The sequence below is a fragment of the Actinomadura scrupuli genome (assembly GCF_050971785.1).
Taxonomy (GTDB): Bacteria; Actinomycetota; Actinomycetes; order Streptosporangiales; family Streptosporangiaceae; genus Actinomadura_E; species Actinomadura_E scrupuli.
Window position 1 is genome coordinate 455,687 of the sequence record NZ_JBPCCU010000002.1, and the last position, 21,556, is coordinate 477,242.

The window sequence follows — 21,556 nt, forward strand, 5'->3', positions numbered from 1 at the left end:
GACGACGACGAAGGCGCACGGCCGCGTCATCGGTACGGCCTATGTGACCCAGTCTGCGCATGGTATGCCCGGCCGGGGAGCGAAAGCGACGAGGAAGGATCGGAACCGTTACTTCGCTACCGAGTCCAAGTTATGTCATTTCGTCCCTTGGACGCCGCCACCGTCCACGATGCGCTGGGCCAGTGCGGTGAGCTTCACGTGACGGGTCTGCGAGATGCGCCGGAGCTCGGCGAAGGCCCGGTCGGCGTCGTAGCCCAGGGCGTGCATGAGAATGCCCTTCGCCTGGTCCACGACCGCACGGGTCTCCACCGCCGTCTGCAGCTGTACGGCGGTGCGGTGCACGTCGTCGTACTGCCGGGTGTTGGAGACCGCGGCCCCGCCCTGGGCGATGAGCAGCGCGGCGACCGACAGCTGCCGAGGGTCCAGGGATCGCGGCAGCACGCCGTACAGCGTGAGCGTCATCAGCATCTCGTCGGTCTCGTGCAGGGTGGTGGTGAAGCACCGGACGCCACGCCGCAGCATGGCCGGGGTGTAGGTGGGCCACCGGGTCTCGGCGAGGGTGTCCTCGCAGTTCAGGGGAGTGTGGGTGGTCACCACGTCGAAGATGGGCCCCTCTCCGCGGGCGAGCTGGAGATCGACCAGCTCGGCCAGCGCCGGGTGGCTGCCCGCGCAGACCAGGGGCTCGGGGGGCTCCGATCCGTCTCCGCGCAGCCAGCGTACGGAGGTCGCTCCCGCACAACCGGTCACCGCGCGGGCGGCGAGCTCGGTCACCCGGTGCAGTGTGCGGACCTCAGAGGACTCGCGGACCAGCCCCAGGCGGGCGATTTCGATGGCGAGCTCGTCAGAGATCACCGAGCGGGTGTCGGGCACATCCGCAACGTTATCCGGTTTGCACCTGGCCATGACTGCCCCCTTACATGTTGGGCGGGGCCTTGCTGATGTCGGAGAGCGCGGAGTGTTCGTCCTGCTCGATGGCGAGGTCGCCGAGCGAGACGATGCCGACCGGCTGTCTGCCCTGGACGACGGGAAGGCGTCGTATCGCCCGCTTTCGCATGAGCTCGATCGCGTCGGCGGCGTCGTCGTCGGCGTGGACGGTGACGATCTGCGCGGTGCACACCTCGGCCAGCGCGGTACGGGTCAGATCCAGGTTCTCGGCCACCGCACGGATGACGATGTCGCGGTCGGTCAGCACGCCACAGAGCATCCCGTCGACGGTGACGAGCACGTCTCCGATGCCCTGGTCGCGCATGACCCGGGCGGCCTCGTCGAGCGTGGCTCCGAGTGGCAGGGACACCGGCTCAGGCGTCATGAGATCGCGTACCTTCCGCTTCACTGTCGCCTCCTGTCGGGTGCTGCGCCCTCTACCCAGCAGGAGAGGTCCTATGCGCGGTCCCGGACGCGAGACACCCCCGTACGGATTCGTACGGGGGTGCGGGGGTGGTTGCCGTCAGGCTGCGAGAACGTGCTCCTCGGAGCCGGTCAGCATTTCGCGGAGCTGCTTTCGGCCGCGGTGCAGCCGGGACATGACCGTGCCGATCGGGGTGCCCATCATGACGGCGATCTCCTTGTAGGCGTAGCCCTCGACGTCGGCGAGGTAGACCGCCTGCCGGAAGTCCCGCGGAAGGGAGCGCAGGGCCGCGACGACCCCGCTGTCGGGCATCCGCTCCAGCGCCTCCCGCTCGGCGGAGCGCAGGCCCGCGGCATGGGACTCGGTCTGGGACAGCTGCCACTCCTCCAGCTCGTCGGAGCCGGTGCGCTGTGGTTCTCGCTGCTTCTTGCGGTACAGGTTGATGAAGTTGTTCGTCAGGATCCGGTGCAGCCAGGCCTTCAGGTTGGTGCCCTCCTTGAACTGGTGGAAGTTCACGAAGGCCTTGGCCAGCGTCTCCTGCACCAGGTCCTCGGCGTCGGCGCTGTTACGGGTCATGCGCAGGGCACTGGCGTACAGCGGCTCGGCGAGCGGGAGGACGTCACGCTCGTAGCGATCCGACTGGGCGAGGTGGTTCTCCTGGCGAACCGGCGTGGCGACAATGCTCATCATCACTCCGTAAATTGCTGTCTCGAGTGGACGGGTCCGTTCCCGTAGGGCGGGGGGGCGGTTCCCCGGATGGGTGTCCGGTGATGCCGATCGGCTCGGCGCCAGGTCATGACGCTCCGAACCTCGCTTGGCGGGTGGGCCGAGGGGGGTCGTGCCGACGTGTGGCTTGGTGACCAAGGTGTTTCGGGCTGCTCGCCGCACCGGGCACTCCGGCCCAGACGGCGACGGTGTGTGGTCCGCTTATCTCTGGTCCCACTAATGAAGACGCATAAGGATGGCAACAAGGTTCCGTGGCGTACGTCACAGATCCGTATTTACCAGGGCAAACCCGGCATACAGCTCCAGTGTACGGGGTGGTGTCTTGGGTGAGTGCTCACTCATGGGCTGTGCTAACTTCAGCCGGGGGAAGGAGGGCCATGGCCCAGCCGATGCGCGAGCGGATCCTCGGTGCCGCCATCGAGGTGATCAGGGAACGCGGCGTCACCGCGGCCACCACCAAGGAGATCGCCCGTGCCGCCGGGGTCTCCGAGGGCAGCCTCTACAACCACTTCGACAACAAGAGCGCGCTGTTCGGCAGCGCGCTGGCCCGGGTCGCCAGTGGCATACGCGGCGCGATGACGGAGCTGCTGTCGGCCGTCGGCGAGAACACCGTCGAGGACAACCTCACCCGGCTGGCGTCCGCCGCGGTCCCCTTCTACGCGGAGTTGCTGCCGATGACGGGGTCGGCGCTCGCCGACCGGGAGGTGCTGGGCTGGCTGCGGCGCGGCGGCCCCGCCCTGGGCCACGGCCCCAAGGACCCCGCTCCGCCCGGTCCGGTGACCTCCCGGGCGGACGCACCGCCGCCCGGCGGCCCCGTCCAGGGGCACGCGCGACTGATCGCCTACCTGGAGGCCGAGCGGTCGGCCGGCCGGCTGACCGAGGACACCCGCCCCCCGTATCTGGCCGCCGCGCTGCTCGGGGCATGTCAGCAGCACGCCTTCCTCACCCTGCTGGCCGGTGAGCACGCGGTGTCGGCGGCCGCTCAGCTGCCGCCGGACCCGGACGACTACGCACGGGGCCTGGTCCGGACGATCCTCGCCGGGCACCTTCCCTGACCTGACCTGACCTGACCTGACCTGACCTGACGTGGGCTGGCCTGAGCTGAGCTGAGCTGAGCTGACCTGGCGTGGCCTGAGCTGGCCTGGCCGGGAGGGGAGCGCGCTGATCGGCGCACGTGATCCGTTCGGGGAACGCTCTGTAGTCGGCTGACCGGGTTTGTTTACAGCGTGTTACCAGTTCCAGTGCAGTTCGGGAGAGTGCCCGGCACGCGCCGGTCGCTCCTTGTAGCGTCATGTTCACCGCGGGTTTTTCGGGGGCTCGGCAGAGGTCACCAGGGGGAGGCGTCCGCGTCGTGAACACCGGAAGCCGGCCGGCTCGCAGGCTCGAGGCCCGACCGCCTCGGCCACTGGAGCGGAATCCGCTCCGCGTCGCCGGACCGGTCGTGATCACGACCTGTCCCAGCGATCCGCCCCACTCCGTACCGGCCTCACCCGACCTCCCGCACGACCCGCCGCACCACCCCAGGCATGACCTGCCCAGGCACGACCTGCTCAGGCACGACCTGCCCGAGCACGCCCCCGCCGCACACGCTCCACCCAGAGACCGCCCGCCCGGGCACGACCGGCCCCGGCCCCGCGCCGCCGCGTGGGATCGGCGGCGCGACACCGTACAGCCGCAGGGGCCGCATCCACGTGGGCGCATCCGGAGGGGTTGGGGTACATGAGGGTTCGGGAACGGATGGCGTTCCTGAGCGAAGCAGAGGAGCAGGTCGCCGGTTCGCTCGACCACCTGCAGACGTCCCGGGCACTGGCCGGGACGCTGGTGCCGAGATTCGCCGACTTCGCCGCGCTGCAACTGCTCGAGGAGGTGGTCCGGGAGCTCGCGCTGCCGCCCGGCGGACCGGGCGACCTGGCCACGGTCCAGCGCGTGGTGGTCGTGCACGACGAGGCACCCGGCCGCTGGGACCAGATGGCGCCGGAGGGCGAGACGCTGGCGCTGCCGGCGGGGAGTCCCTCGATCGAGTGCATGCGGGACCGCCGGAGCGTGCTCATCCCGCGGGTCACCCCGGAGCTGGCCGGGTGGCTCGCCGGGCGGTTCCCCGACCGTGACCTGCTGCCGCTGCTGCGCGACCGGTCGCTGCTGGTCGTGCCGCTGGTCGCCCGCGACAGGGTCTTCGGCGACCTCGTGCTGATGCGCAAGGCGGACCGCCCACCCTTCGACGCCGCGGACGTGGAGCTGGTGGAGGAGCTCGCGCACCGCGCGGCGATGAGCATCGACAACGGGCGGCTGTACCGGCGGGAGGTCCGGATCGCCCGGCAGCGGCAGCGCAGCATGCTGCCCACCGAGCCCCCGGAGATCGCCGGCGCGCGGGTCTGTTACCGCTACCTGCCCGCCAGCGCGGCGGCCAAGGTGGGGGGCGACTGGTTCGACGCGATCCCGCTGCCCGGCTGCCGGCTGGCGATCGTGATGGGCGACGTGATGGGGCACGGGCTGACCTCCGCCACGATCATGGCGCAGTTGCGCACCGCGGTGCGGATGCTGGCCGCCCAGGACCTGCGCCCCGACCAGCTGCTGCGCCGGCTCGACGAGCTGTCACGCCGGTTCGGTGAGGACTACATCGCCACCTGCCTGTACCTCGTGTACGACCCGGTCGCGGGACGCTGCCAGGTGGCCAATGCCGGTCACGTGCCCCCGGTCCTGGTGTCACCGCAGGGCCGGAGCGGGCTGGTCGAGATGCCGTCCGGGGTGCCGATCGGGGTCGGCGGCGGGTCCTTCGAGACCCTCGAGTTCGAGGCCGAGGAGGGCTCTCAGCTGGTGCTGTGCACCGACGGGCTGGTGGAACGGCGGGACCAGGACCTCGACGCGGGGCTCGCCGCGCTCTGCGCGCAGCTCACCGGGGCGCCGCGGGCGCTCGACGCCACCTGTGACGCCGTGCTCGAAGCGCTCACTCCCGAGGTGCGCCGGGACGACATCGCGCTGCTCGCGCTCGGCCTGGACGGCATCCCGGCGCGGGACGTGGCCGTGTGGGATCTGGCCGCGGAGCCGGCGATGGTGCCGAAGATGCGGGCCATGGTGCGCGAGCGGCTGCGCGAATGGGATCTCACCGAGATCTCCGACACGGTCGAGCTCATGGCCAGTGAGCTGGTCACCAACGCGCTGGTGCACGGAGCCGGGGAGATCACCTTACGGTTGATCAGGATGTCGACGCTGCTGTGCGAGGTCGGTGACGACGGCAGTGAACTGCCCTGTCTGCGCAGCGCCGATGACAACGCGGAGTCCGGCCGCGGCCTGCAGCTGGTCAGCTTCCTCGCCGAGCGCTGGGGCGACCGCCGCACCGAGAGCGGGAAGGTCGTGTGGTTCGAGCATTCCCTGCCCGGCTGAGTCACGGCACCGGCGTTCTGCCGGGGTCGACGGGCTCGGCCAGGTCGCCGGCCGGCCGCCCGAGGTCGATGGTCTGGGACCGCCTGACGTAGATGCCCACGGCGCGCCGGGCACGGCGCGTCGCCGCGTTGCGGGTGTCCGCGGACAGCTGGTCACGCCGGGTGGTCAGGGCGAACTCCAGAAGGTAGATCACGAAGACCGCCGCCCCGCTGAGGGTGGCGATCATGGCCAGGAGAATCATCGGAGACTCCGCGTGCTGGGGAGGTGTGACTCTCCCAATGTCGCCCGGGCCGTCCGGAATGAATGCGTCAGATGACGTGCGGGGATGAACCGTGTCCACCCCCGGTCGGCCGCGCGATACGCCCGCGCGCCCGGTGCCTGGCCAGGTCCTGCCTAGGGTGTGCCGGCCGGGCCGCCGGTGCCCCGGAACAACGCCCATACGACCTTGCCGCCGTCCTCCAGCGGCGTCCAGCCCCAGGTCGCGCTGAAGGACTCGACGATGTGCAGCCCCCTGCCGGTCTCCGCGATGAAGTCGGGTTCACGGCGGCGCGGGGCCGCCGAGCCGGTGTCCAGCACGCCGCACAGGACGAACGACGACTCGTGCTGCAGGCGCAGCCGGATGGGGCCGGGGGCCTCGGCCAGCCGCGGCGGCAGGCTGTGCCGCAGGGCGTTGGTGACGAGTTCGGAGACGACGAGCGCGACGTCGTCGCACAGCGCGCCCAGCCCCCAGTCTTCCAACGTGGCGGTCGTGAAGTGGCGGGCTTCGGTCACGGACTCGGGGTCGGGCTTCAGTTCGAACATCGCGGCAGGCGTGTCACCACTGGTGAGACGGGCCAGCGCGGTGCTGAGCGACGGGGGCAGGTCCTGGGCCGATGAAGGGCGCACGCGGTCGTCCAAGGTCTCGTCGCTTGCGTGGCGTGACGTCATACGAACCCCGCGGAGTGTTCTCGTGTGCTGCCGTGACACTGAAGTCCCGTGCGTTATCCTGCGCATCGTAGCGTGCGAATGCAAGGCCCGATGCACGTGCATTAGCCCGAGGCGGCAGATATTTTCGCCGTCGAGGGTGCGGAGTCAGTCGGGGGACGGAGGTAGCCGCAAAGGACTGGAGCGGAGTGGCACACTGGTGCGCTGTCCGCCACATGATCGAGAGGCAGAGACGTGACTCCTGAAGCGGCGGGGTCCGGTTCGACCGTGCGTCGAATCCTGCTCGGCTCACAACTGCGCCGGCTGCGAGAGCAGCGGGGCGTGAGCCGTCAGGATGCCGGGTACGTCATCCGTGCGTCGGAGTCAAAAATCAGCCGGCTCGAGCTTGGCCGGGTCAGCTTCAAAGAGCGGGACGTAGCCGACCTGCTCACTTTGTACGGCGTCGCCGACGATTCCGAGCGGGAGGCGCTGTTGGGTTTGGCACGGGAGGCCAACGCTCCGGGCTGGTGGCATCGGTACGCCGAGGTGCTCCCCAACTGGTTCCAGACCTACGTCGGTCTGGAGGAGGCGGCCGGACTGATCCGTACCTACGAGCTTCAGTTCGTGCCGGGGCTGCTGCAGTCCGAGGGCTACGCCCGAGCCGTCATCGGCCTGGGCAATGGTGGTGCCACCGCTGAAGAGATCGATCAGCGAGTGGGCCTGCGCCTGCAACGCCAGCAACGGCTGACCGGGGCCAATCCTCCCCGGCTGTGGGCGGTGCTGGACGAGGCGGCACTGCGACGCCCCATCGGCGGCACCGGGGTGATGCGTGGCCAGCTGGAACACCTGATCAACGTGTCCAAGCTGCCCAACGTGACCATTCAGGTGATGCCGTTCAAGTTCGGCGGCCATGCCGCCGAAGGCGGGGCGTTCACCATCCTGCGGTTTCCCGAGCCGGACCTGCCGGATGTGGTGTACGTCGAAACTCTCACGGGTGCGCTCTATCTGGACAAACGCGATGACGTCGACGTCTATCTCCAGGCCATGGAGCGCCTGAGCGTCGACAGCGCCACGCCGGACGGCACCATCGAGATGATCGGCGAGATTCTCAGAGAGACGTAGATGCTCGATACCTATAACGGAATGCCCGCCAAGAAGATTCACGGAGCTAACTGGCAGAAGTCCCGGCGCAGCAACTCACAGGGAAACTGCGTCGAGATGGCCGAACTCCCCGGTGGGAGCATCGCGGTACGGAACTCCCGGCACCCCGAGGGCCCCGCCCTGATCTACACCCGGCCGGAGATCGAGGCGCTCATCCTCGGTGCCAAGGACGGGGATTTCGACAACCTGATCAACTGATCGCCCATGAACGTGCGGCCGGCCGATTCCCCAAACAGCGGCCGGCCGCACGTGTGCCCTGCCCGCACCGGATCACCCCATCTCCGGGGGGCGGGCCTGTCAGGTGGACTTACGGGCGGTGTGACGAGGCCGCGGGGCCGTGGCGGAGCGCTCCAGATGGGCGGCCACGACCAGGGCGCGCAGCGAGGTCTTCCGGACGGTCGGCGTGCGGGGCGTGGTCTTGCGGGCCGGCGTGATCGTCGGGGCTGTGGTCATGTCTTCCTCCAGCGGAGTCGAGCTGCGTGGAGTCGGGGAGTGTGCCGGTCTGGGTAGACTGTCCGACTGTACGGGGATGTTCGTACGGTTCTACTGTACGCGAACATTCGTACGTTCGTCACGCGACTTCGGACGACTATTCGCGTACAGTCGGACTATGACTCTGCATCACCCGTCCGCCGAGCAGATCCGCCTCGAGGACGTGCTGGCCGCCATGGGCCACCCGGTCAGGATGCAGATCCTGCGCACCCTCGCCCAGGCCGGCGAATGCACCTGCAACGCCGTGCCGCTCGAGATCTCGAAGTCCACGGCGACGCACCACTGGCGGGTGCTCCGGGAGGCCGGCGTCATCCATCAGCGCCCGGCCGGCCGCACCATGCTCACCACGCTCCGCCGCGACGAGCTCGAGGCCCGCTTCCCCGGACTGCTCGACGTCGTCCTGGGCCCCTGCACGCCGCGGTCCGAGCCCGCCGTCGCGGCGGCCGGGGCCGCCCGCTAGCCCCCTTCCGGTTCGACGGCTGGACGGCTCGGACGGCTGGACGGCTCGGACGGCCTCGGCCCGGTCGCGGCGGTTCGCGGGTCAGCGGCCTTTGGTGCGGTACTTCCGGACCGAGAGCGGGACGAAGACGGCGAGCAGGAAGGCGGCCCAGAGCAGGGTGGCGGCCACCGGGTGCTCCAGGGGCGGTGCGGAGTGCTGGAGCGCGGCGCCGGGGTTGCCGAACAGGTGACGCAGCGCGGCGACCAGGGCGCTCACCGGGTTCCAGTCGGACAGCGTCCGCAGCCAGACCGGCATGTGCTCGGTGGGCACGAAGGTGTTGGCGATCATCGTGACCGGGAAGACGAGCGGGATCAGGTTGTCCGCGGTCTCCTCGCTCTTGACCGCCAGGCCGATCCAGATGCCCACCCAGCTCAGTGCGTACCGCATTAGGACGATCAGGCCGAAGGCCGCCAGCGTGTCGGTGAGCCCGTGGTGCGCGCGCCAGCCGACCGCCAGCCCGCACACCACCATGATGGCGGTGCTCAGCAGGCCGACCAGCACGTCCGCGCCCGCCTGGCCGAACGGGACGGCCGAGCGGGCCATCGGCATCGAGCGGAACCGGTCCATGATCCCCCGGGAGGCGTCGCCCGCGACGATCATCGCGTTGCCCATGACCCCGGTGAACGTGGTCATGGCGAACAGCCCGGGCATGAGGTACTCGCGGTAGTTGCCGCCGCCCGGGACGGAGATCGCGCTCCCGAAGACGTACCCGAACAGCACGACCATGATCGCCGGAAAGATCAGGGCCGCGATCAGCTGGCCGGGCTCGTTGCGCAGGTGGCGGAGCTGGCGGCCGACCAGGGTGAGCCCGTCGGAGATCGTCCAGCGGAGCCGGTCGAGGGAGGTGTCGGGCAGGACGGGCAGTGGTGTGGCCGGGGAGGTCATCGGACGGTCATCCCTTCGCTGGAGCGTGCCTGGTCGTAGTCGGTCCCGCCGGGTTCGGCCTTGCCGGGCCCGCCGTCCCGGGACTCGGCCGGATGGCCGGTGAGGCGCAGGAAGACCTCGTCGAGCGTGGGCCGGCGGAGCGAGACGTCCGCGGCGGTCACTCCCTCGCGGTCGAGCTCGCGGACCACGTCGGCCAGCCGGGTGGCACCGCTCGCGACGGCCACGCTGAGCCTGCCCTCGTCCACCGTGGGCTCGCCGCCGGTCATCCCGGCCAGGATCCGGGCCGCGCGGGCGGCCTCGGCCGGGTCGGCGAGCACCACGTCGACCTGGTCGCCGATGGTCGACTTGAGCTCGTCCGGGGTGCCCTTGGCGATGACCCTGCCGTGGTCGACGACCGCGATGTCGTCGGCGAGCTGGTCCGCCTCGTCCAGATACTGGGTGGTGAGCAGGACCGTCGTCCCGTCGGCCACCAGCCGGCGGATACTGGCCCAGATCTCGCCACGGCTGCGCGGGTCCAGCCCGGTCGTGGGCTCGTCCAGGAAGAGCACCTGCGGCCGGATGATCAGGCTGGTGATCAGGTCGATGCGGCGGCGCATGCCACCCGAGTAGGTGCCGATGATCCGGTCTCCCGCCTCGGCGAGCCCGAAGTGCTCGAGCAGCTCGTCGGCGCGCACCCGGGCGGCCTTGGCCGACAGGTGGTAGAGCCGGCCGAACATCCGCAGGTTGTCCCGGCCCGACAGCTTCTCGTCGACGGCCGCGTGCTGTCCCGCCAGCCCGATCCGGCCCCGTACGTCATCCGCCCGGCGCACGACGTCGTAGCCGGCGACCGTGGCGTGGCCCTCGTCGGGCTCGGTGAGCGTCGCCAGGATGCGTATCGCCGTGGTCTTGCCCGCGCCGTTGGGCCCGAGCACTCCGCAGACGCTGCCCTGCTGGACGCTCAGGTCCAGCCCGCGCAGCGCGTGCGTGTCGCCGAAGTGCTTGTGCAGCCCCTCCGCGACAACGATTGCGTCTGTCATGATCCATCCTCTGGGTACGTCGTACGCAGTTGTTGCCTTTTCGAGAGTAGATAACTGGGTACGGTGTACGCAAGTGGGATTCTGGAGTAGGACCAAAGGCGGAGGTGAGGTCGTGGGCGACGAGCTCCCAGAGATCATCTGGATGCGCGCGGAGCGACCCGCCCGCGGGCCGGCCCCGGCGCACAGCCGGGCGCAGATCACCGCGCTGGCCCTCAAGATCGCCGATGTCGAGGGGCTGGAGGCGCTGTCGATGCGCCGGGTCGCCAAGGAGCTGGGCGCCGGCACCATGTCGCTCTACCGCTATGTGCCCAGCAAGGACGACCTGATCGAGCTGATGATCGACGAGGTCATCGGGGAGTTCATCCCGGATCGGGCCGACCTGTGCGGCGAGTGGCGGGCCGATCTGCGGCTGATCGCCCACCGCGCCCGCAGTGCGCTACGGCGCCACCCGTGGATGGCCGGCCGCCCCAACGGGACGACCTTCGGCCCCAAGAGCATCGAGCTGGCCGAGATCGCCCTCGGCGCCGTCGACGGCCTCGGCCTCAACATCGACCAGATGATGAGCGTGACCGGCATGGTCACCTCGTACGTCAACGGCTTCGTCGCCACCGAACTGGCCGCCGCCGAGGCCCGCCGCCGCACCGGTCTCACCGACGAGCAGCTGATGGTCGCCAACGCCCCCTACATCCGCTCGATCCTCGAGACCGGGCGGTATCCGCTGATCGAGCGGGTCATCATGGACGCCCGCCAGCCGCACATGGACCCCGACGAGCGCTTCGAGTACGGACTGGAACGCATCCTCGACGGCGTCGCCGGCAGCCTCCCGGACCGCCGCCCTTAGCCGATCGCCGGTCTCCGCCCGTTACCGCGATAGTGACTTTGCTGCGCTTTGGGGAGTTCGGGGGTTTCGCATAGCGTGCAGGGCGTGACCAGCCATGATGTTGCGCAAGCCGCCGATGCCCTGTTGATGGCGATCACTGCCGCCCAGGTGGACGAGAGCGGGGACGCCATCCCGTACGCGGTCGCCGGGATCTACTCCGAGCGCATCGACGGCCTCCAGGTGGAGACGACCGAGTGCGCCGGGGAGTGCCCGGCGCTGGGGCGGGCCGCCCAGGAGGTCGGCGGGGAGTTCGGCAGGATCATCAGTGGCCAGCTGATCCTGCAGATCGGCCTGCTCGCCAGGCTCGCCCAGGAGCTGGACCGCCCCCATGACGAGATCCTCCGCGAGATCCTGGAAGCCGTCGCGGAAACGGAATGACCTGGCGGTCCGGACCGGTCAGGAACTGCGCGGGCGCAGCACGCACTCCTCGCAGGTGTGGATGACCGAGACGCCCTTGGGGCTGATCAGGCCGGTCTTCCTGGCGTACCGGGCCCGGCGCCGGCCCTTGTCCTCGCCGTAGGGCGCCGAGTCGATCAGCCGCCGCCACAGCAGGCCGTCCGGGTCGTCGATCTTGCGCCACTGCGCCGGGTCCTGGAGGCGGATGCTCAGGCAGCCCTCCCGGTGATGGATCGCCCGGCCGGAGGGGGAGAGCAGGACGTACCCGGGTGAGGGGACCAGGCCCCAGCGTTCGCCCTCGTACTCGATCGTCGTGGTGATCTCCGCCTCGAAGGGCGACGTCTCACGGTTGGACCGCCCGGCGGAGTGGACGTCGAACTGGCCCGTGCGTGGCTGGCAGATTCCGCAGGTGCCCGGCTGCATGTCGTGGAGGCATCGTTCCGTCACCGCGGTCCCCTTAGATCTTCGGTACCGACCGGTCGTCGACACCGTCACAGTACGTGCTCGGGGTCGCTGCCCGCCCCACATCGACGATCACCGCTTCGGATTCGCCGCCCGCGCACCGTGGACACGCCGCCCGATGACCTCCCGCCTGACCGATCCGTGGCCCACCTGTCGAGCGGATTGTGGCGTTGTGCACGGTAAACATCAGGTTTCTGGTCGATGAGAATGCGAAAGAACGAGGGTGTTGTCCTGTAGCTTGACGCGAAGGGTGTTGGATCTTCCAGCTTCGTGTCTTCATCGACATCCCGAGGAATGCTCGTGATCAGTCCTGAGACCTCAGGTGCTTCGCCCGCGCCGGCCCAGCCGCAGGGCGGGCCGACGGCTCTGCGAATCCTGCTCGGCGGTCAGCTCAGGCGGTTGCGCGACGACCGCGGCATCAGCCGCCAGCGCGCCGGTGACGCGATCCGGTCCTCCGATTCGAAGATCAGCCGGATGGAGCTGGGGCGCGTCGCGTTCAAGGAACGCGACGTGGCCGACCTGCTGACGCTGTACGGCGTCGATCCGGCGAAGCGGGCAATGCTGCTCGACCTGGCACGCCAGGCCAACAATCCCGGCTGGTGGCACAAGTACAGCGACATCGTGCCCGACTGGTTCGAGCTGTACGTCGGGCTGGAGCAGGCCGCGAGCCTCATCCGCACCTACGAGGTCCAGTTCGTCCCCGGGCTGCTCCAGACCGAGACCTATGCCCGTGCGGTCACCCGGCTCGGTCACGCGGCCGTGTCCGACGAGGAGATCGAGCGCCGGGTCGACCTGCGCATGCGACGCCAGGAGCTGCTCACCAGGCCGGGTGCGCCGACGGTGTGGGCGGTGCTGGACGAGGCCGTGCTGCGCCGGCCGCTCGACGGGCCGGACGTGATGCGGGCACAGGTACGGCACCTGATCGAGGTGGCCGATCTGCCGAACGTCACGATCCAGGTCGTCCCCTTCCACGTCGGCGGGCACGCGGCGGCGGGCGGCCCCTTCAGCATCCTGCGGTTCTCCGAGCCGGACCTGCCCGACGTCGTCTATCTGGAACAGCTCACCAGCGCCATCTACCTCGACAAGCGGGAGGACGCCGACGGCTACATGGCGGTCATGGACCGCCTGTGCGTCGACGCGATCCCGGGGGCGGAGACCGTGGACTTCCTCCGCCGCCTCGCCGACGAACTCCCCTGAACAAGCCGCGATCGTGTCGCTCCGGGCGGCTCGCCCGGTTCCTGTCATTACGATCATCGCCCCTTCAGACGGCGGACGCCCGTGCGGAGCCGACGCGGTCGAACCCCACCTGAAGGTGACGCGGGCCGCGCAGCAGCGGGTTGGGCCGGTACGGCGGCGGATCGGTGATCAGGCGGGGGCTCTCCAGCCGGTGGGCCAGCTCGGCCAGCGCGATCTGGCCCTCCAGCCGGGCCAGCGGGGCGCCGAAGCAGTAGTGAACGCCGCCGCCGAAGCCGAGATGCTCGTTGCGCGGGCGATCGGGGTCGAAGCGGTCGGCGTCCGGCGTGTGTGCGGGGTCCCGGCTGCCCGCGGCGAGCATCAGCGTGACCTGCGAGCCCTTCTCGATGGTGGTGCCGGCGATGTCGATGTCGTCGAGGGCCTCCCGGTTGGTCAGGAACTGCACCGTCGGCTCGTAGCGCAGCAGCTCCTCCACCACCGGGATGGCCAGGGCCGGATCGTCACGCAGCCGGGCGAGCACGTCCGGATGGCGCAACAGCGTCAGCATGCCGTTGGTGATGAGGTTGACGGTGGTCTCGTGGCCGGCGATCAGCAGCAGCGCGGCGTTGGTCACCAGCTCGTCCCGGGACAGCCGGCCCTCCGGGCCGTCGTCGGTGGTCAGCGCCGACAGCAGGTCGTCACCGGGGTCCTTGCCGTGCGCGTCGGCGAGCCCGCCGAGGTAGGCGCCCAACTCGATGAGGGCCTGCTCGCTCCGCCGCCGTACCTCCTCGACGGCCTCCCCCCGGGCGCCGACGGCCTCGACGACCGCGTCGGCCCAGACGTGGAAGCGCGGCTCGTCCTCCCGGGGCACCCCGAGCAGCCTGCAGATCACCGTGACGGGGAACGGATAGGCGAAGTCGTCGACGAGGTCCACCTCGGTGCGGTCGGCGAAGTCGTCGATCAGGCCGGTGACGATCCCGGTCAGTTCGGGCACCATGTCGTCGATCCGCCGGGGGCTGTGCGGCGGCCCGAAATGCCGGGTCAGCATTCGCCGGACCCGGTCGTGCTCGGGCGGGTTCAGCCTGATGAAGCTGGGGGCGAGCCCGTCGGACCCCAGCTGGACGGAGCCGAGCCGGGGGTCGTGGAGCAGCGCCACGATCTCCTGGTAGGTGCTCACCACGTAGGTGCCGTCCTCCTCCCGGCTCACCGGGGTCCTGCGCAGCTCGGCGTAGAGCGGCCACGGGTCGGCGCGGTGGGCGTAGTCGAAGATCTGCTGGTACACGCTGGGCTGTGCCATGGCGGGTGTCTCCTGGGCTCTCGCGGCTGCTGACCGCCGGCGTACCGGCGAGGAACTGGACCCGGCGGGGCGACCGGGCGGGCACCGTCACAGGTGCGGGCGGCGCACCAGCCTCGCCCGCCGGTCGCCGGGCTGGTGACCGGTCACCACGACGGTGGCCTCGAAGGTGGGGCGGACCGGCACCTCGGCGGGCACCGGGCGGACGTCGGCCGGCCGGTCGACGTGGTCGAAGGCGGGCGGGAACGGCGCGGCGTTCTCGATCAGCGCGGCGTAGAACTCCAGCCACTTGGCCTGGTTGAAGCCGACCGCCGCGGTGATGCGGCCGCGATAGCCGTAGACGGCGACGAACCGGCCCTCGGCCACCGAGCCCTGCACGATGGCCACCTGGTCGGCGTACGTCGGCACCCCGACCGACTTGATCTCGACGCCGAACTGGGTGGACCAGAACTCCGGCAGCGCCAGATGCGGCCAGCGGTCGCTCTGCGGAGCGATCATGTTGTGCGCGGCGATCTCGGACTGGCCCAGCGCGTTGGCCCAGTGCTCGAGCGCGACCAGCTGGTAGTCGTAGACCGGATGCGGGAAGCGGGCCACGTCACCGGCGACGAACACGTGGTCGGTGACCAGGCCGTTGACGTCCAGCGCCCGGCATCCGGCGTCGCAGGCCACGCCCCACACCCCGGCCGCCAGCCCCGAGTCGTGCAGCCACTCGACGTTGCGGATCCCGCCGAGGGCGACCACCGCCACGTCCACCTCCAGCGTGCCGCCGTCGGACAGGTGGGCGCGGCAGACCCGTCCGTCGGCGTCCCCCTCCAGAGCGGTGACCGTCACGCCGCACCGCAGGTCGACGCCGTGCGCGCGCTGCCGGTCGGCCATCACCGAGCCGATCACCCCGCCCAGCGCGCCCACCAGCGGAGCCGCCCCTCGTTCGGCGACCGTCACCGGCAGCCCGAGCTCCCGGCAGGCCGAGGCCACCTCCGAGCCGGTGAACCCGGCGCCGATCACCAGGACGCGGCGCGGCCCGGCGGCCAGACCCCGCGCCAGACCCCGCGCGTCGTCCCGGTTGCGCAGGACGAACACGCCGTCCAGTGCGGCCTCCGCCGCGTTCGGCCAGGGCCGCGCCCGTACGCCCGTGGCGATCAGCACCCGATCGAACTCCACCTTGTCGCCGTCCGCCAGGTGCACCTGCTGACGGTCCAGGTCCAGCCCGGTGGCGGCGACGCCCAGGCGCCATTCCGCGTCGACCTCGCCGACGCGGGGGAGCGCGGTGTGGTCGGGCGGGATGCTCCCGGCGAGCACCTGCTTGGACAGCGGCGGCCGGTCGTACGGCTCGTACGGTTCGTCCCCGATCAGGGTCACCGAGCCGGTGAAGCCCTCCCTGCGCAGGGTCCACGCGGCTCGCAGCCCCGCCAGCGAGGCGCCCACGATGACGATCCGCCCGACGTCCGGCGCACCCGGTCCCGATCGCCCAGAGCGCCGGGCGGCGGCCTCCCGGAAGGCGCGGCCGTCCGTGCGGTCGACGATGATGGCCTGCACCGGGCACGCGGCCGCCGCGCGCAGCACCTTGAGCCGTAAGGCCTCGTCCGGATCGGGGTCGTGCAGCAGCGCTTCGTCACCGTGCATCACGAACGCCTCCGGAGCCAGGAAGGCGCACTGCGCGTACCCCTGACAGCGCGTGAGATCGACAGCGAGTTTCATGTGGCACCTTCCCCCCGGCGGCCCGCACGCGATCGTGCGCCCCGATCTGATCCCTACCCCGTGCGATGTCCGTCCACATCACACGTCACGGCAGGTCACGGGCGCTGTCCCGGCTCGTCCCGGCGGGGCCTTGGAGCATGATCTCTACGCCGGGGTAACCTCGAAGGCCAGGGCGGGCCGCCCGGAACCCGTGACGCACCCGTCGGAGGAGACGACCGCCATGGCCGCACCAGCCGAGCTGTTCCGGCCCACTCGGCTGGGCGCGCTGACCGTGCCGAACCGGTTCGCCATGGCCCCGATGACCCGGTCACGGGCCGCCGAGGACGGCACCCCCACCCCGCTGATGGCCGAGTACTACGCCCAGCGGGCCACCGCGGGCCTGCTCATCAGCGAGGGCACCCACACCACCGCCGCCGGGCGCATCGGCCCCGGAGCCCCCGGCCTGCACACCGACGCGCAACAGCGCGGCTGGGCGCGGGTCGCCGACGCCGTCCACGCCCAGGACGGGCGCATGTTCGTCCAGCTCATGCACGCCGGCCGGCTGGCCCATCCGGCCTTCCTGCCCGACGGCCTGCACCCCGTGGCACCGTCCGCGCTGGCGGCCCGTGCCCTGATCTACACGCCGGAGGGCACACTCCCGGCCGTCACGCCGGACGAGCTGACCCCCGCCCGGATCGAGCACCTCGCCGACGAGTTCGTACGGGCCGCGGAGCGCGCGGTGGCGGCCGGGCTGGACGGGGTCGAGATCCACGCCGCCAACGGTTACCTGCTGCACCAGTTCCTCGCCGACAACACCAACCTGCGCACCGACGCCTGGGGCGGCACGGTCACCGGCCGGATCAGGCTCATCGTGGAGACCGTCCGCGCGGTCGCCGCCACCATCGGGGCGGACCGGGTCGGCCTGCGGATCTCTCCCGGCAACGGCTTCGGGGACCTCTACGAGCACAATCCGGACGAGACCTACACGGCCCTCGTCCGCGAGCTCGCGCGCGACCCGGTGGCGTACCTCCACCTCAACGAGACCGGCACCGACCTCGATCACGACCTCCGTGAGCTGTGGCCGACGGCCCTCGTCATCACCCCCACCGCCGCCGACCCCGACGACGTGGCCAAGACCCGTGCCGCGGCGGCCTGGCTGGCCCGCGGCGCGGATCTGGTCGCCTTCGGCCGGGGCTTCATCGCCAACCCCGACCTCGTCGAGCGGCTGCGTACCGGAGCGCCGCTCAACACCCCGATCCGCGTCGGCTTCTACGGCGGCGACCGGCACGGCTACACCGACTATCCGACCCTCGCGGACGAACAGCCGTTCACCCCTCCCGGCCCCGCCGATCCCGGCGCCTCCGGGACCTCGCCATGAATGCCTAAAGCCGGAGGCCGGGCACCGTAAAAAACGGCCGAGGACGCCGGGTGCATGCCACCGGCATGCGACCATCGGAGTCGCCGAACAATGTCGGCGGCATTGCCCGGAACATCGCCATTTGTTTGCGCCGGATGCGCCGGTGGGATGTTCCCTGTGGCTGTTGAGCTGGGGAATCGTCAGAGTACGTCCTCGGGGTCGTGCCGTATCGGCGGCCACCGAAGTCGGGGTGGGGAAATGGTATCCGCTAAGGAAGCTTTGTTATTCGCGTGTTATGTCGGCTCTGCTCTGGTGCTGGGGGCGCTTATCAGCGCGGCGGGCTCGGCCCGCCGCCGGCTCGCCGAGCGGTCCCCTGATCACGCCTGTCCGCAGACCGGCGAACGCGCCGCGCGGGTGACCTCGGGCAGCCCGCAAGGGTGATCTCCTGACATGCCGCCCGTCCACCATCTGACCGCCGACATCGGCGGTTCGCGGGTGTTCTACCGCGAGGCCGGTCCCCGCGAGGCGCCGGTCCTGGTCACCGCCTGGGCACCCGCCGTACCGTCAGGTCGCGATGTCGGGGTAGGGCATCGTCATATGGGCCAGCCGGCGGGCGTAGGCGGTCTGGAAGCCCAGCGGCTCGTGGTCGCGCTCGAACATCGCGATGAACAGGGTGAGCGTCAGGAACGGGTGGGCGCCCAGGGCGAACAGCGCCGGATAGTCATGGGAGGCGAGCGCCTCGCGTTCGGCGTCCTCGAAGCGGAGCCAGGTGCTGGCCTCCCCGCCGTGGCAGTTGAGGATCGCGTTGGCCCGTTCGGCCTCCCACCAGGTGACGGTCTCCCGGGGCTCGTCGCGGTAGCGCTCGACGAGTTCGGGGTCGCGGTCGACGGTGAACAGGAACTTGTTCATCAGGTACTTGCTCACGACCGGCCTCCCGGGTACCAGGTGAAGTACGCCTCCATGGTGTGGAACAGATCGTAGGTGTCGACGTAGTCGGCCTTCACTCCCTCGCCGGCGACCCCCATCATCAGCATGAAGTCCATGAAGCCGTGGGTGGCGTTGCCGGGCAGGTGCAGGCTGTCCAGGCTGACCTCGGACAGGCAGCCCTCGACGTCGCCCTGCGCGATCCACTCGACGGCCTTGCGGTCGAACTCCGGGTCCGGCCCGGTCGGCCCGAACTGGCGCGGCCCGCCGAGCTCCAGCGACAGGTGCCCGGTCCCGATCACCGCGACCCGCTGGTCGGCGGGCCAGGACTCGACGAGCGTGCGGATCGCCTTCCCGAGCTGCACGAACCGCTGGGGCCGCGGCAGCGGCGGCGCGAAGATGTTGGTGTAGATCGGCACGATCGGAAGGTCGTTCTGCGGGCGCAGCGTGATGATCGGGCAGGTGATCGAGTGGTCGATCCGCAGCTCATTGGAGAAGGCCAGGTCGAAACCGGCGTCCAGGCCGCCGCGCAGCACGTGGGTCGACAGGTCCTCCTGGCCGGTCAGCAGCATCCTCGGCAGCCCGAACTCGCGTTCCTCGTTGTAGAAGTTCGCGTCGTAGAAGGGCGCCTTGCCGACGAGGAACTGCGGCATGTTGTCCAGCCACAGCTGGTGGAAGTGGTCCGACCCGACCATGACGAGCACGTCGGGCCGCGCCTTGGTCAGCGTCGCGCGGAACGCCTCGACCTTGCGGACCCACTCGTCGGCGAACGGCGGGCGGTCCGCACCGGCGGAGGTGCTGGCCCGGTAGTAGAACGGATGGTGGGTGGACGCGATCACCGCGACCAGCTCAGCCATGGGACCCTCCAGTGAGGTCGGTGGGGGGGTAGGGGTCCGCGGCGACGGACCGGTTGTTCAGGTCGACCGACAGGAAGATCTCGTTGCCGACCGGATGACGCAGTTCCTCGGCGAGCTGCCCGATGAGACCGGCCGTACGGGCCAGCAGCGCGAAACCGCGCAGGAGCTCCAGCGGAAGCCCCAGGTCGGCCAGGGCGGCCCCGCAGACCCCGGCCCCGTTCAGCGGCAGCGTACGGCCCAGCACCTGCGGGTGGACGCGGCCGATGGCGGAGAACAACGCCAGATGCGGGCCGAGGAGTCCTTCCTCAGCGGCGATCTCCAGCAGGCGCGGGGTGCGCGGGTCGCCGTTCTTGTGGACGTGGTGGCCGAGCCCGGGTACGAACGCCCCGGACTCCCGCCGCTCCCGTACGGTCTTCAGGGCCAGGGCGTCCCATCCCCGCTCGTCGGTGGGCAGCGTGCCGTCCTGGGCCGCCAGCACCTCGTGCAGGAACCTGCCGCAGTCCTCGGTGACGCCCAGGAACCGCGATCCGCCGCCGAGCAGCCCGGCGGCCAGCGCTCCCTGTACGGAGTCGGGCGCCGACAGGTAGGTCAGCCGGGTGACGATCGCGGTGGGGGTGAAGCCGTGGTCGGCCAGCGCCGCCAGCACGGCCTCGAACACCCGCGTCTCGCCCCGGCTGGGACGGCGCTGCGTGGCCAGCCAGAACGCCAGCTCGCCGAAGCCGACCTCGCCCATGACGTCCCGGGCCAGGTCCTGGCCGAGAAGGGTGATCGTCTCCAGCGACGACGCGCCCAGCGCCGTGGGGTAGTCCGGACGGTCAGCCATGGCGGGTCTCCCGGACGGTGGGCTCGGCGGGCGCGGCAGGGACGGCAGGCTCGGCAGGGACGGCGGGCGCCGCAGGGGCGATGGGCTCGGCGGGGGCGGCCAGCCAGGCGCGCAGCTCGGCGCCGTGCTCGTCGAGCTCGGGCGGCGGCAGCCGATAGGCCGCGGGAGTCTCGGAGAACCGGATCGGGTGCCGGGTGGTGGGCATCGCCCGCTCACCCGCACCGACCTCCACGATCGGGTCCAGACCCAACCGCTCGGCCATGGCGAACCCGCCGTCGATGGTGTTGATCGGACCGCTCGGCACCCCGGCCTTCACCAGCAGTTCGAACCACTCGACGGCGCCGCGCCCGGCCAGCCGTTCGACCAGGATCGGCCGGAGCTCCTCGCGGTGTGCGGTGCGGTCGGCGTTGCCGGCGAAGCGAGGGTCGTCCGCGATCTCGGGGATGCCCAGGACCTCGCACAGCCTGCGGAACTGGGAGTCGTTCGCGGCGGCGACGATCAGGTCGTTGTCCGCGGTGGGCAGCGGCTCGTAGGGGAACACGCTGGGATGGGCGTTGCCCATCCGGAAGGGCACGACGCCGCCGGCGACGAAGGCCGAGCTGTGGTTGACCAGCCCGGTCAGCGCGGAGGACAGCAGGTCGACCTCGATGAGCTGGCCCTGCCCGGTGCGCTCGCGGTGCCGCAGAGCGGCCAGGACGCCGATGACGGCGTGGTTGCCGGCCATCACGTCGAACACCGAGATCCCGGCCCGGTAGGGCGGCCCGTCCGGGTCGCCGGTCAGGCTCATCAGCCCGGAGATGGCCTGGACCATGAGGTCGTAGCCGGGCACCTCACGCCCGGCGGCCGTGCCGAAACCGCTGATGGAGGCGTAGACGACGCCGGGGTTGCCCGCCCGCACCGAGGCGAAGTCGAGCCCGTACTTGGCCAGGCCGCCGGGCTTGAAGTTCTCGATGACGATGTCGGCGCGGCGGGCGAGTTCCCGGGCGGCCTCGGCGTCGGCCTCCGCACGCAGATCCAGGGCGATCGACCGCTTGCCGCGGTTGATGCCGAGGTAGTAGGTCGACACGCCGTCGCGAACAGGTGGCGTCCAGGACCTGGTGTCGTCCCCCTTCGGACCCTCGACCTTGATCACTTCGGCGCCCATGTCGGCCAGGAGCATGGTGGCGTAGGGGCCGGCGAGGATCCGTGAGAAGTCGGCCACCAGCACGCCGGCCAGTGGCCCGCGTGGCGCGGTGTCCTCGGTCATCGTGGGTCCCCTTCGATACGTTCGCTGAACGGACAGACGTCCGCTAGGGCGATTGT

Annotated in this window: 24 protein-coding genes; 9 read left to right on the forward strand and 15 right to left on the reverse strand. The window is 70.7% G+C overall.

Translation table 11 applies throughout. The features are described 5' to 3' along the window. Positions 1–135: 135 nt before the first annotated feature. The 3 genes from ACRYCC_RS09765 to ACRYCC_RS09775 all read right to left on the reverse strand — a co-directional run bounded on the left by ACRYCC_RS09765 (position 136) and on the right by ACRYCC_RS09775 (position 2,035). Entirely contained in the window at positions 136–870 is a 735-nt protein-coding gene (locus tag ACRYCC_RS09765) for an ANTAR domain-containing response regulator (protein ID WP_433810495.1), read from the reverse strand. A 43-nt stretch (positions 871–913) separates the two neighbouring features. After that, positions 914–1,309, reverse strand: coding sequence for a CBS domain-containing protein (locus ACRYCC_RS09770; RefSeq protein ID WP_433810497.1), 396 nt, complete (start codon positions 1,307–1,309; stop codon positions 914–916). 138 nt (positions 1,310–1,447) lie between these two features. Beyond that, positions 1,448–2,035, reverse strand: coding sequence for a sigma-70 family RNA polymerase sigma factor (locus ACRYCC_RS09775; protein ID WP_433810499.1), 588 nt, complete (start codon positions 2,033–2,035; stop codon positions 1,448–1,450). Between the two features lie 416 nt (positions 2,036–2,451). On the opposite strand from ACRYCC_RS09775, the gene ACRYCC_RS09780 reads away from it, so the two are divergent. Then, the gene (locus ACRYCC_RS09780; RefSeq protein WP_433810501.1) at positions 2,452–3,129 is read left to right on the forward strand and encodes a TetR/AcrR family transcriptional regulator; all 678 of its coding nucleotides are present in this window, start codon (positions 2,452–2,454) and stop codon (positions 3,127–3,129) included. 664 nt (positions 3,130–3,793) lie between these two features. Continuing rightward, positions 3,794–5,455, forward strand: coding sequence for an ATP-binding SpoIIE family protein phosphatase (locus tag ACRYCC_RS09785; protein WP_433810503.1), 1,662 nt, complete (start codon positions 3,794–3,796; stop codon positions 5,453–5,455). A gap of 1 nt (position 5,456) precedes the next feature. On the opposite strand, the gene ACRYCC_RS09790 is transcribed toward ACRYCC_RS09785, so the two are convergent. Both ACRYCC_RS09790 and ACRYCC_RS09795 read right to left on the reverse strand, forming a co-directional pair. Then, positions 5,457–5,696 carry a hypothetical protein gene (locus ACRYCC_RS09790; RefSeq protein ID WP_433810504.1) on the reverse strand — a complete coding sequence of 80 codons (240 nt, stop codon included), beginning with the start codon at positions 5,694–5,696 and terminating at the stop codon, positions 5,457–5,459. Between the two features lie 152 nt (positions 5,697–5,848). Further along, entirely contained in the window at positions 5,849–6,340 is a 492-nt protein-coding gene (locus ACRYCC_RS09795) for an ATP-binding protein (RefSeq protein WP_433810506.1), read from the reverse strand. Positions 6,341–6,646: 306 nt separating this feature from the next. Here ACRYCC_RS09795 and ACRYCC_RS09800 point away from each other — a divergent pair, with 306 nt between their 5' ends. Together ACRYCC_RS09800 and ACRYCC_RS09805 are read left to right on the forward strand one after the other, a co-directional pair. Continuing rightward, the gene (locus ACRYCC_RS09800; protein WP_433810508.1) at positions 6,647–7,480 is read left to right on the forward strand and encodes a Sco1979 family transcriptional regulator; all 834 of its coding nucleotides are present in this window, start codon (positions 6,647–6,649) and stop codon (positions 7,478–7,480) included. Continuing rightward, positions 7,481–7,717 (forward strand): DUF397 domain-containing protein, encoded by a 237-nt coding sequence (locus ACRYCC_RS09805; protein WP_433810509.1) that lies wholly within the window; start codon positions 7,481–7,483, stop codon positions 7,715–7,717. A 99-nt stretch (positions 7,718–7,816) separates the two neighbouring features. On the opposite strand, the gene ACRYCC_RS09810 is transcribed toward ACRYCC_RS09805, so the two are convergent. Further along, on the reverse strand, positions 7,817–7,972 hold the full coding sequence (locus ACRYCC_RS09810) for a hypothetical protein (RefSeq protein WP_433810511.1): 156 nt from the start codon (positions 7,970–7,972) through the stop codon (positions 7,817–7,819). Between the two features lie 157 nt (positions 7,973–8,129). Here ACRYCC_RS09810 and ACRYCC_RS09815 point away from each other — a divergent pair, with 157 nt between their 5' ends. Continuing rightward, a complete protein-coding gene (locus ACRYCC_RS09815; RefSeq protein ID WP_433810512.1) occupies positions 8,130–8,471 on the forward strand; it encodes an ArsR/SmtB family transcription factor in 342 nt (113 codons plus the stop codon). 81 nt (positions 8,472–8,552) lie between these two features. Here ACRYCC_RS09815 and ACRYCC_RS09820 read toward each other — a convergent pair whose 3' ends face one another. Then, the gene (locus ACRYCC_RS09820) at positions 8,553–9,395 is read right to left on the reverse strand and encodes an ABC transporter permease (RefSeq protein ID WP_433810514.1); all 843 of its coding nucleotides are present in this window, start codon (positions 9,393–9,395) and stop codon (positions 8,553–8,555) included. Next, positions 9,392–10,411, reverse strand: coding sequence for an ATP-binding cassette domain-containing protein (locus tag ACRYCC_RS09825; RefSeq protein WP_433810515.1), 1,020 nt, complete (start codon positions 10,409–10,411; stop codon positions 9,392–9,394). The genes ACRYCC_RS09820 and ACRYCC_RS09825 overlap by 4 nt, the downstream gene beginning before the upstream one ends. 112 nt (positions 10,412–10,523) lie before the next feature. Between ACRYCC_RS09825 and ACRYCC_RS09830 the strand changes: the two genes are divergently transcribed. Both ACRYCC_RS09830 and ACRYCC_RS09835 read left to right on the forward strand, forming a co-directional pair. Beyond that, positions 10,524–11,252 carry a TetR/AcrR family transcriptional regulator gene (locus ACRYCC_RS09830; protein WP_433810517.1) on the forward strand — a complete coding sequence of 243 codons (729 nt, stop codon included), beginning with the start codon at positions 10,524–10,526 and terminating at the stop codon, positions 11,250–11,252. An 84-nt stretch (positions 11,253–11,336) separates the two neighbouring features. Beyond that, entirely contained in the window at positions 11,337–11,669 is a 333-nt protein-coding gene (locus ACRYCC_RS09835; protein ID WP_433810518.1) for a hypothetical protein, read from the forward strand. An 18-nt stretch (positions 11,670–11,687) separates the two neighbouring features. On the opposite strand, the gene ACRYCC_RS09840 is transcribed toward ACRYCC_RS09835, so the two are convergent. Next, positions 11,688–12,134, reverse strand: coding sequence for a hypothetical protein (locus ACRYCC_RS09840; protein WP_433810520.1), 447 nt, complete (start codon positions 12,132–12,134; stop codon positions 11,688–11,690). A gap of 318 nt (positions 12,135–12,452) precedes the next feature. Here ACRYCC_RS09840 and ACRYCC_RS09845 point away from each other — a divergent pair, with 318 nt between their 5' ends. After that, positions 12,453–13,346, forward strand: coding sequence for a Sco1979 family transcriptional regulator (locus ACRYCC_RS09845; protein WP_433812128.1), 894 nt, complete (start codon positions 12,453–12,455; stop codon positions 13,344–13,346). 64 nt (positions 13,347–13,410) lie between these two features. Here ACRYCC_RS09845 and ACRYCC_RS09850 read toward each other — a convergent pair whose 3' ends face one another. Beyond that, positions 13,411–14,619, reverse strand: a complete 1,209-nt coding sequence (locus ACRYCC_RS09850; RefSeq protein WP_433810521.1) for a cytochrome P450 — start codon at positions 14,617–14,619, stop codon at positions 13,411–13,413. 87 nt (positions 14,620–14,706) lie between these two features. Further along, on the reverse strand, positions 14,707–16,314 hold the full coding sequence (locus ACRYCC_RS09855; RefSeq protein WP_433810523.1) for an FAD-dependent oxidoreductase: 1,608 nt from the start codon (positions 16,312–16,314) through the stop codon (positions 14,707–14,709). A gap of 220 nt (positions 16,315–16,534) precedes the next feature. Between ACRYCC_RS09855 and ACRYCC_RS09860 the strand changes: the two genes are divergently transcribed. Further along, positions 16,535–17,671 carry an alkene reductase gene (locus ACRYCC_RS09860; protein WP_433810525.1) on the forward strand — a complete coding sequence of 379 codons (1,137 nt, stop codon included), beginning with the start codon at positions 16,535–16,537 and terminating at the stop codon, positions 17,669–17,671. 543 nt (positions 17,672–18,214) lie between these two features. On the opposite strand, the gene ACRYCC_RS09865 is transcribed toward ACRYCC_RS09860, so the two are convergent. From ACRYCC_RS09865 to ACRYCC_RS09880, 4 genes are read right to left on the reverse strand one after another with little or no spacing between them, the layout of a single operon-like run. Continuing rightward, positions 18,215–18,574: a hypothetical protein gene (locus ACRYCC_RS09865; RefSeq protein ID WP_433810527.1), complete on the reverse strand. Its 360-nt coding sequence runs from the start codon at positions 18,572–18,574 to the stop codon at positions 18,215–18,217. Continuing rightward, complete coding sequence (locus ACRYCC_RS09870; RefSeq protein WP_433810529.1) at positions 18,571–19,431, reverse strand: DODA-type extradiol aromatic ring-opening family dioxygenase; 861 nt, start codon at positions 19,429–19,431, stop codon at positions 18,571–18,573. Before ACRYCC_RS09870 ends, ACRYCC_RS09865 begins: the two co-directional genes overlap by 4 nt. Beyond that, positions 19,424–20,254 (reverse strand): citryl-CoA lyase, encoded by an 831-nt coding sequence (locus ACRYCC_RS09875; protein WP_433810530.1) that lies wholly within the window; start codon positions 20,252–20,254, stop codon positions 19,424–19,426. Before ACRYCC_RS09875 ends, ACRYCC_RS09870 begins: the two co-directional genes overlap by 8 nt. Continuing rightward, the gene (locus ACRYCC_RS09880; protein WP_433810531.1) at positions 20,247–21,500 is read right to left on the reverse strand and encodes a CaiB/BaiF CoA transferase family protein; all 1,254 of its coding nucleotides are present in this window, start codon (positions 21,498–21,500) and stop codon (positions 20,247–20,249) included. Before ACRYCC_RS09880 ends, ACRYCC_RS09875 begins: the two co-directional genes overlap by 8 nt. Between the last annotated feature and the right edge of the window lie 56 nt (positions 21,501–21,556).

Bases quoted from the DNA above. Each gene is read 5' to 3' on its own strand.
- ACRYCC_RS09770 (WP_433810497.1), bottom strand. From the start codon at position 1,309: ATGACGCCTGAGCCGGTGTCCCTGCCACTCGGAGCCACGCTCGACGAG.
- ACRYCC_RS09775 (WP_433810499.1), bottom strand. From the start codon at position 2,035: ATGAGCATTGTCGCCACGCCGGTTCGCCAGGAGAACCACCTCGCCCAG.
- ACRYCC_RS09780 (WP_433810501.1), top strand. From the start codon at position 2,452: ATGGCCCAGCCGATGCGCGAGCGGATCCTCGGTGCCGCCATCGAGGTG.
- ACRYCC_RS09785 (WP_433810503.1), top strand. From the start codon at position 3,794: ATGAGGGTTCGGGAACGGATGGCGTTCCTGAGCGAAGCAGAGGAGCAG.
- ACRYCC_RS09790 (WP_433810504.1), bottom strand. From the start codon at position 5,696: ATGATTCTCCTGGCCATGATCGCCACCCTCAGCGGGGCGGCGGTCTTC.
- ACRYCC_RS09805 (WP_433810509.1), top strand. From the start codon at position 7,481: ATGCTCGATACCTATAACGGAATGCCCGCCAAGAAGATTCACGGAGCT.
- ACRYCC_RS09810 (WP_433810511.1), bottom strand. From the start codon at position 7,972: ATGACCACAGCCCCGACGATCACGCCGGCCCGCAAGACCACGCCCCGC.
- ACRYCC_RS09815 (WP_433810512.1), top strand. From the start codon at position 8,130: ATGACTCTGCATCACCCGTCCGCCGAGCAGATCCGCCTCGAGGACGTG.
- ACRYCC_RS09820 (WP_433810514.1), bottom strand. From the start codon at position 9,395: ATGACCTCCCCGGCCACACCACTGCCCGTCCTGCCCGACACCTCCCTC.
- ACRYCC_RS09825 (WP_433810515.1), bottom strand. From the start codon at position 10,411: ATGACAGACGCAATCGTTGTCGCGGAGGGGCTGCACAAGCACTTCGGC.
- ACRYCC_RS09850 (WP_433810521.1), bottom strand. From the start codon at position 14,619: ATGGCACAGCCCAGCGTGTACCAGCAGATCTTCGACTACGCCCACCGC.
- ACRYCC_RS09855 (WP_433810523.1), bottom strand. From the start codon at position 16,314: ATGAAACTCGCTGTCGATCTCACGCGCTGTCAGGGGTACGCGCAGTGC.
- ACRYCC_RS09860 (WP_433810525.1), top strand. From the start codon at position 16,535: ATGGCCGCACCAGCCGAGCTGTTCCGGCCCACTCGGCTGGGCGCGCTG.
- ACRYCC_RS09870 (WP_433810529.1), bottom strand. From the start codon at position 19,431: ATGGCTGAGCTGGTCGCGGTGATCGCGTCCACCCACCATCCGTTCTAC.
- ACRYCC_RS09875 (WP_433810530.1), bottom strand. From the start codon at position 20,254: ATGGCTGACCGTCCGGACTACCCCACGGCGCTGGGCGCGTCGTCGCTG.
- ACRYCC_RS09880 (WP_433810531.1), bottom strand. From the start codon at position 21,500: ATGACCGAGGACACCGCGCCACGCGGGCCACTGGCCGGCGTGCTGGTG.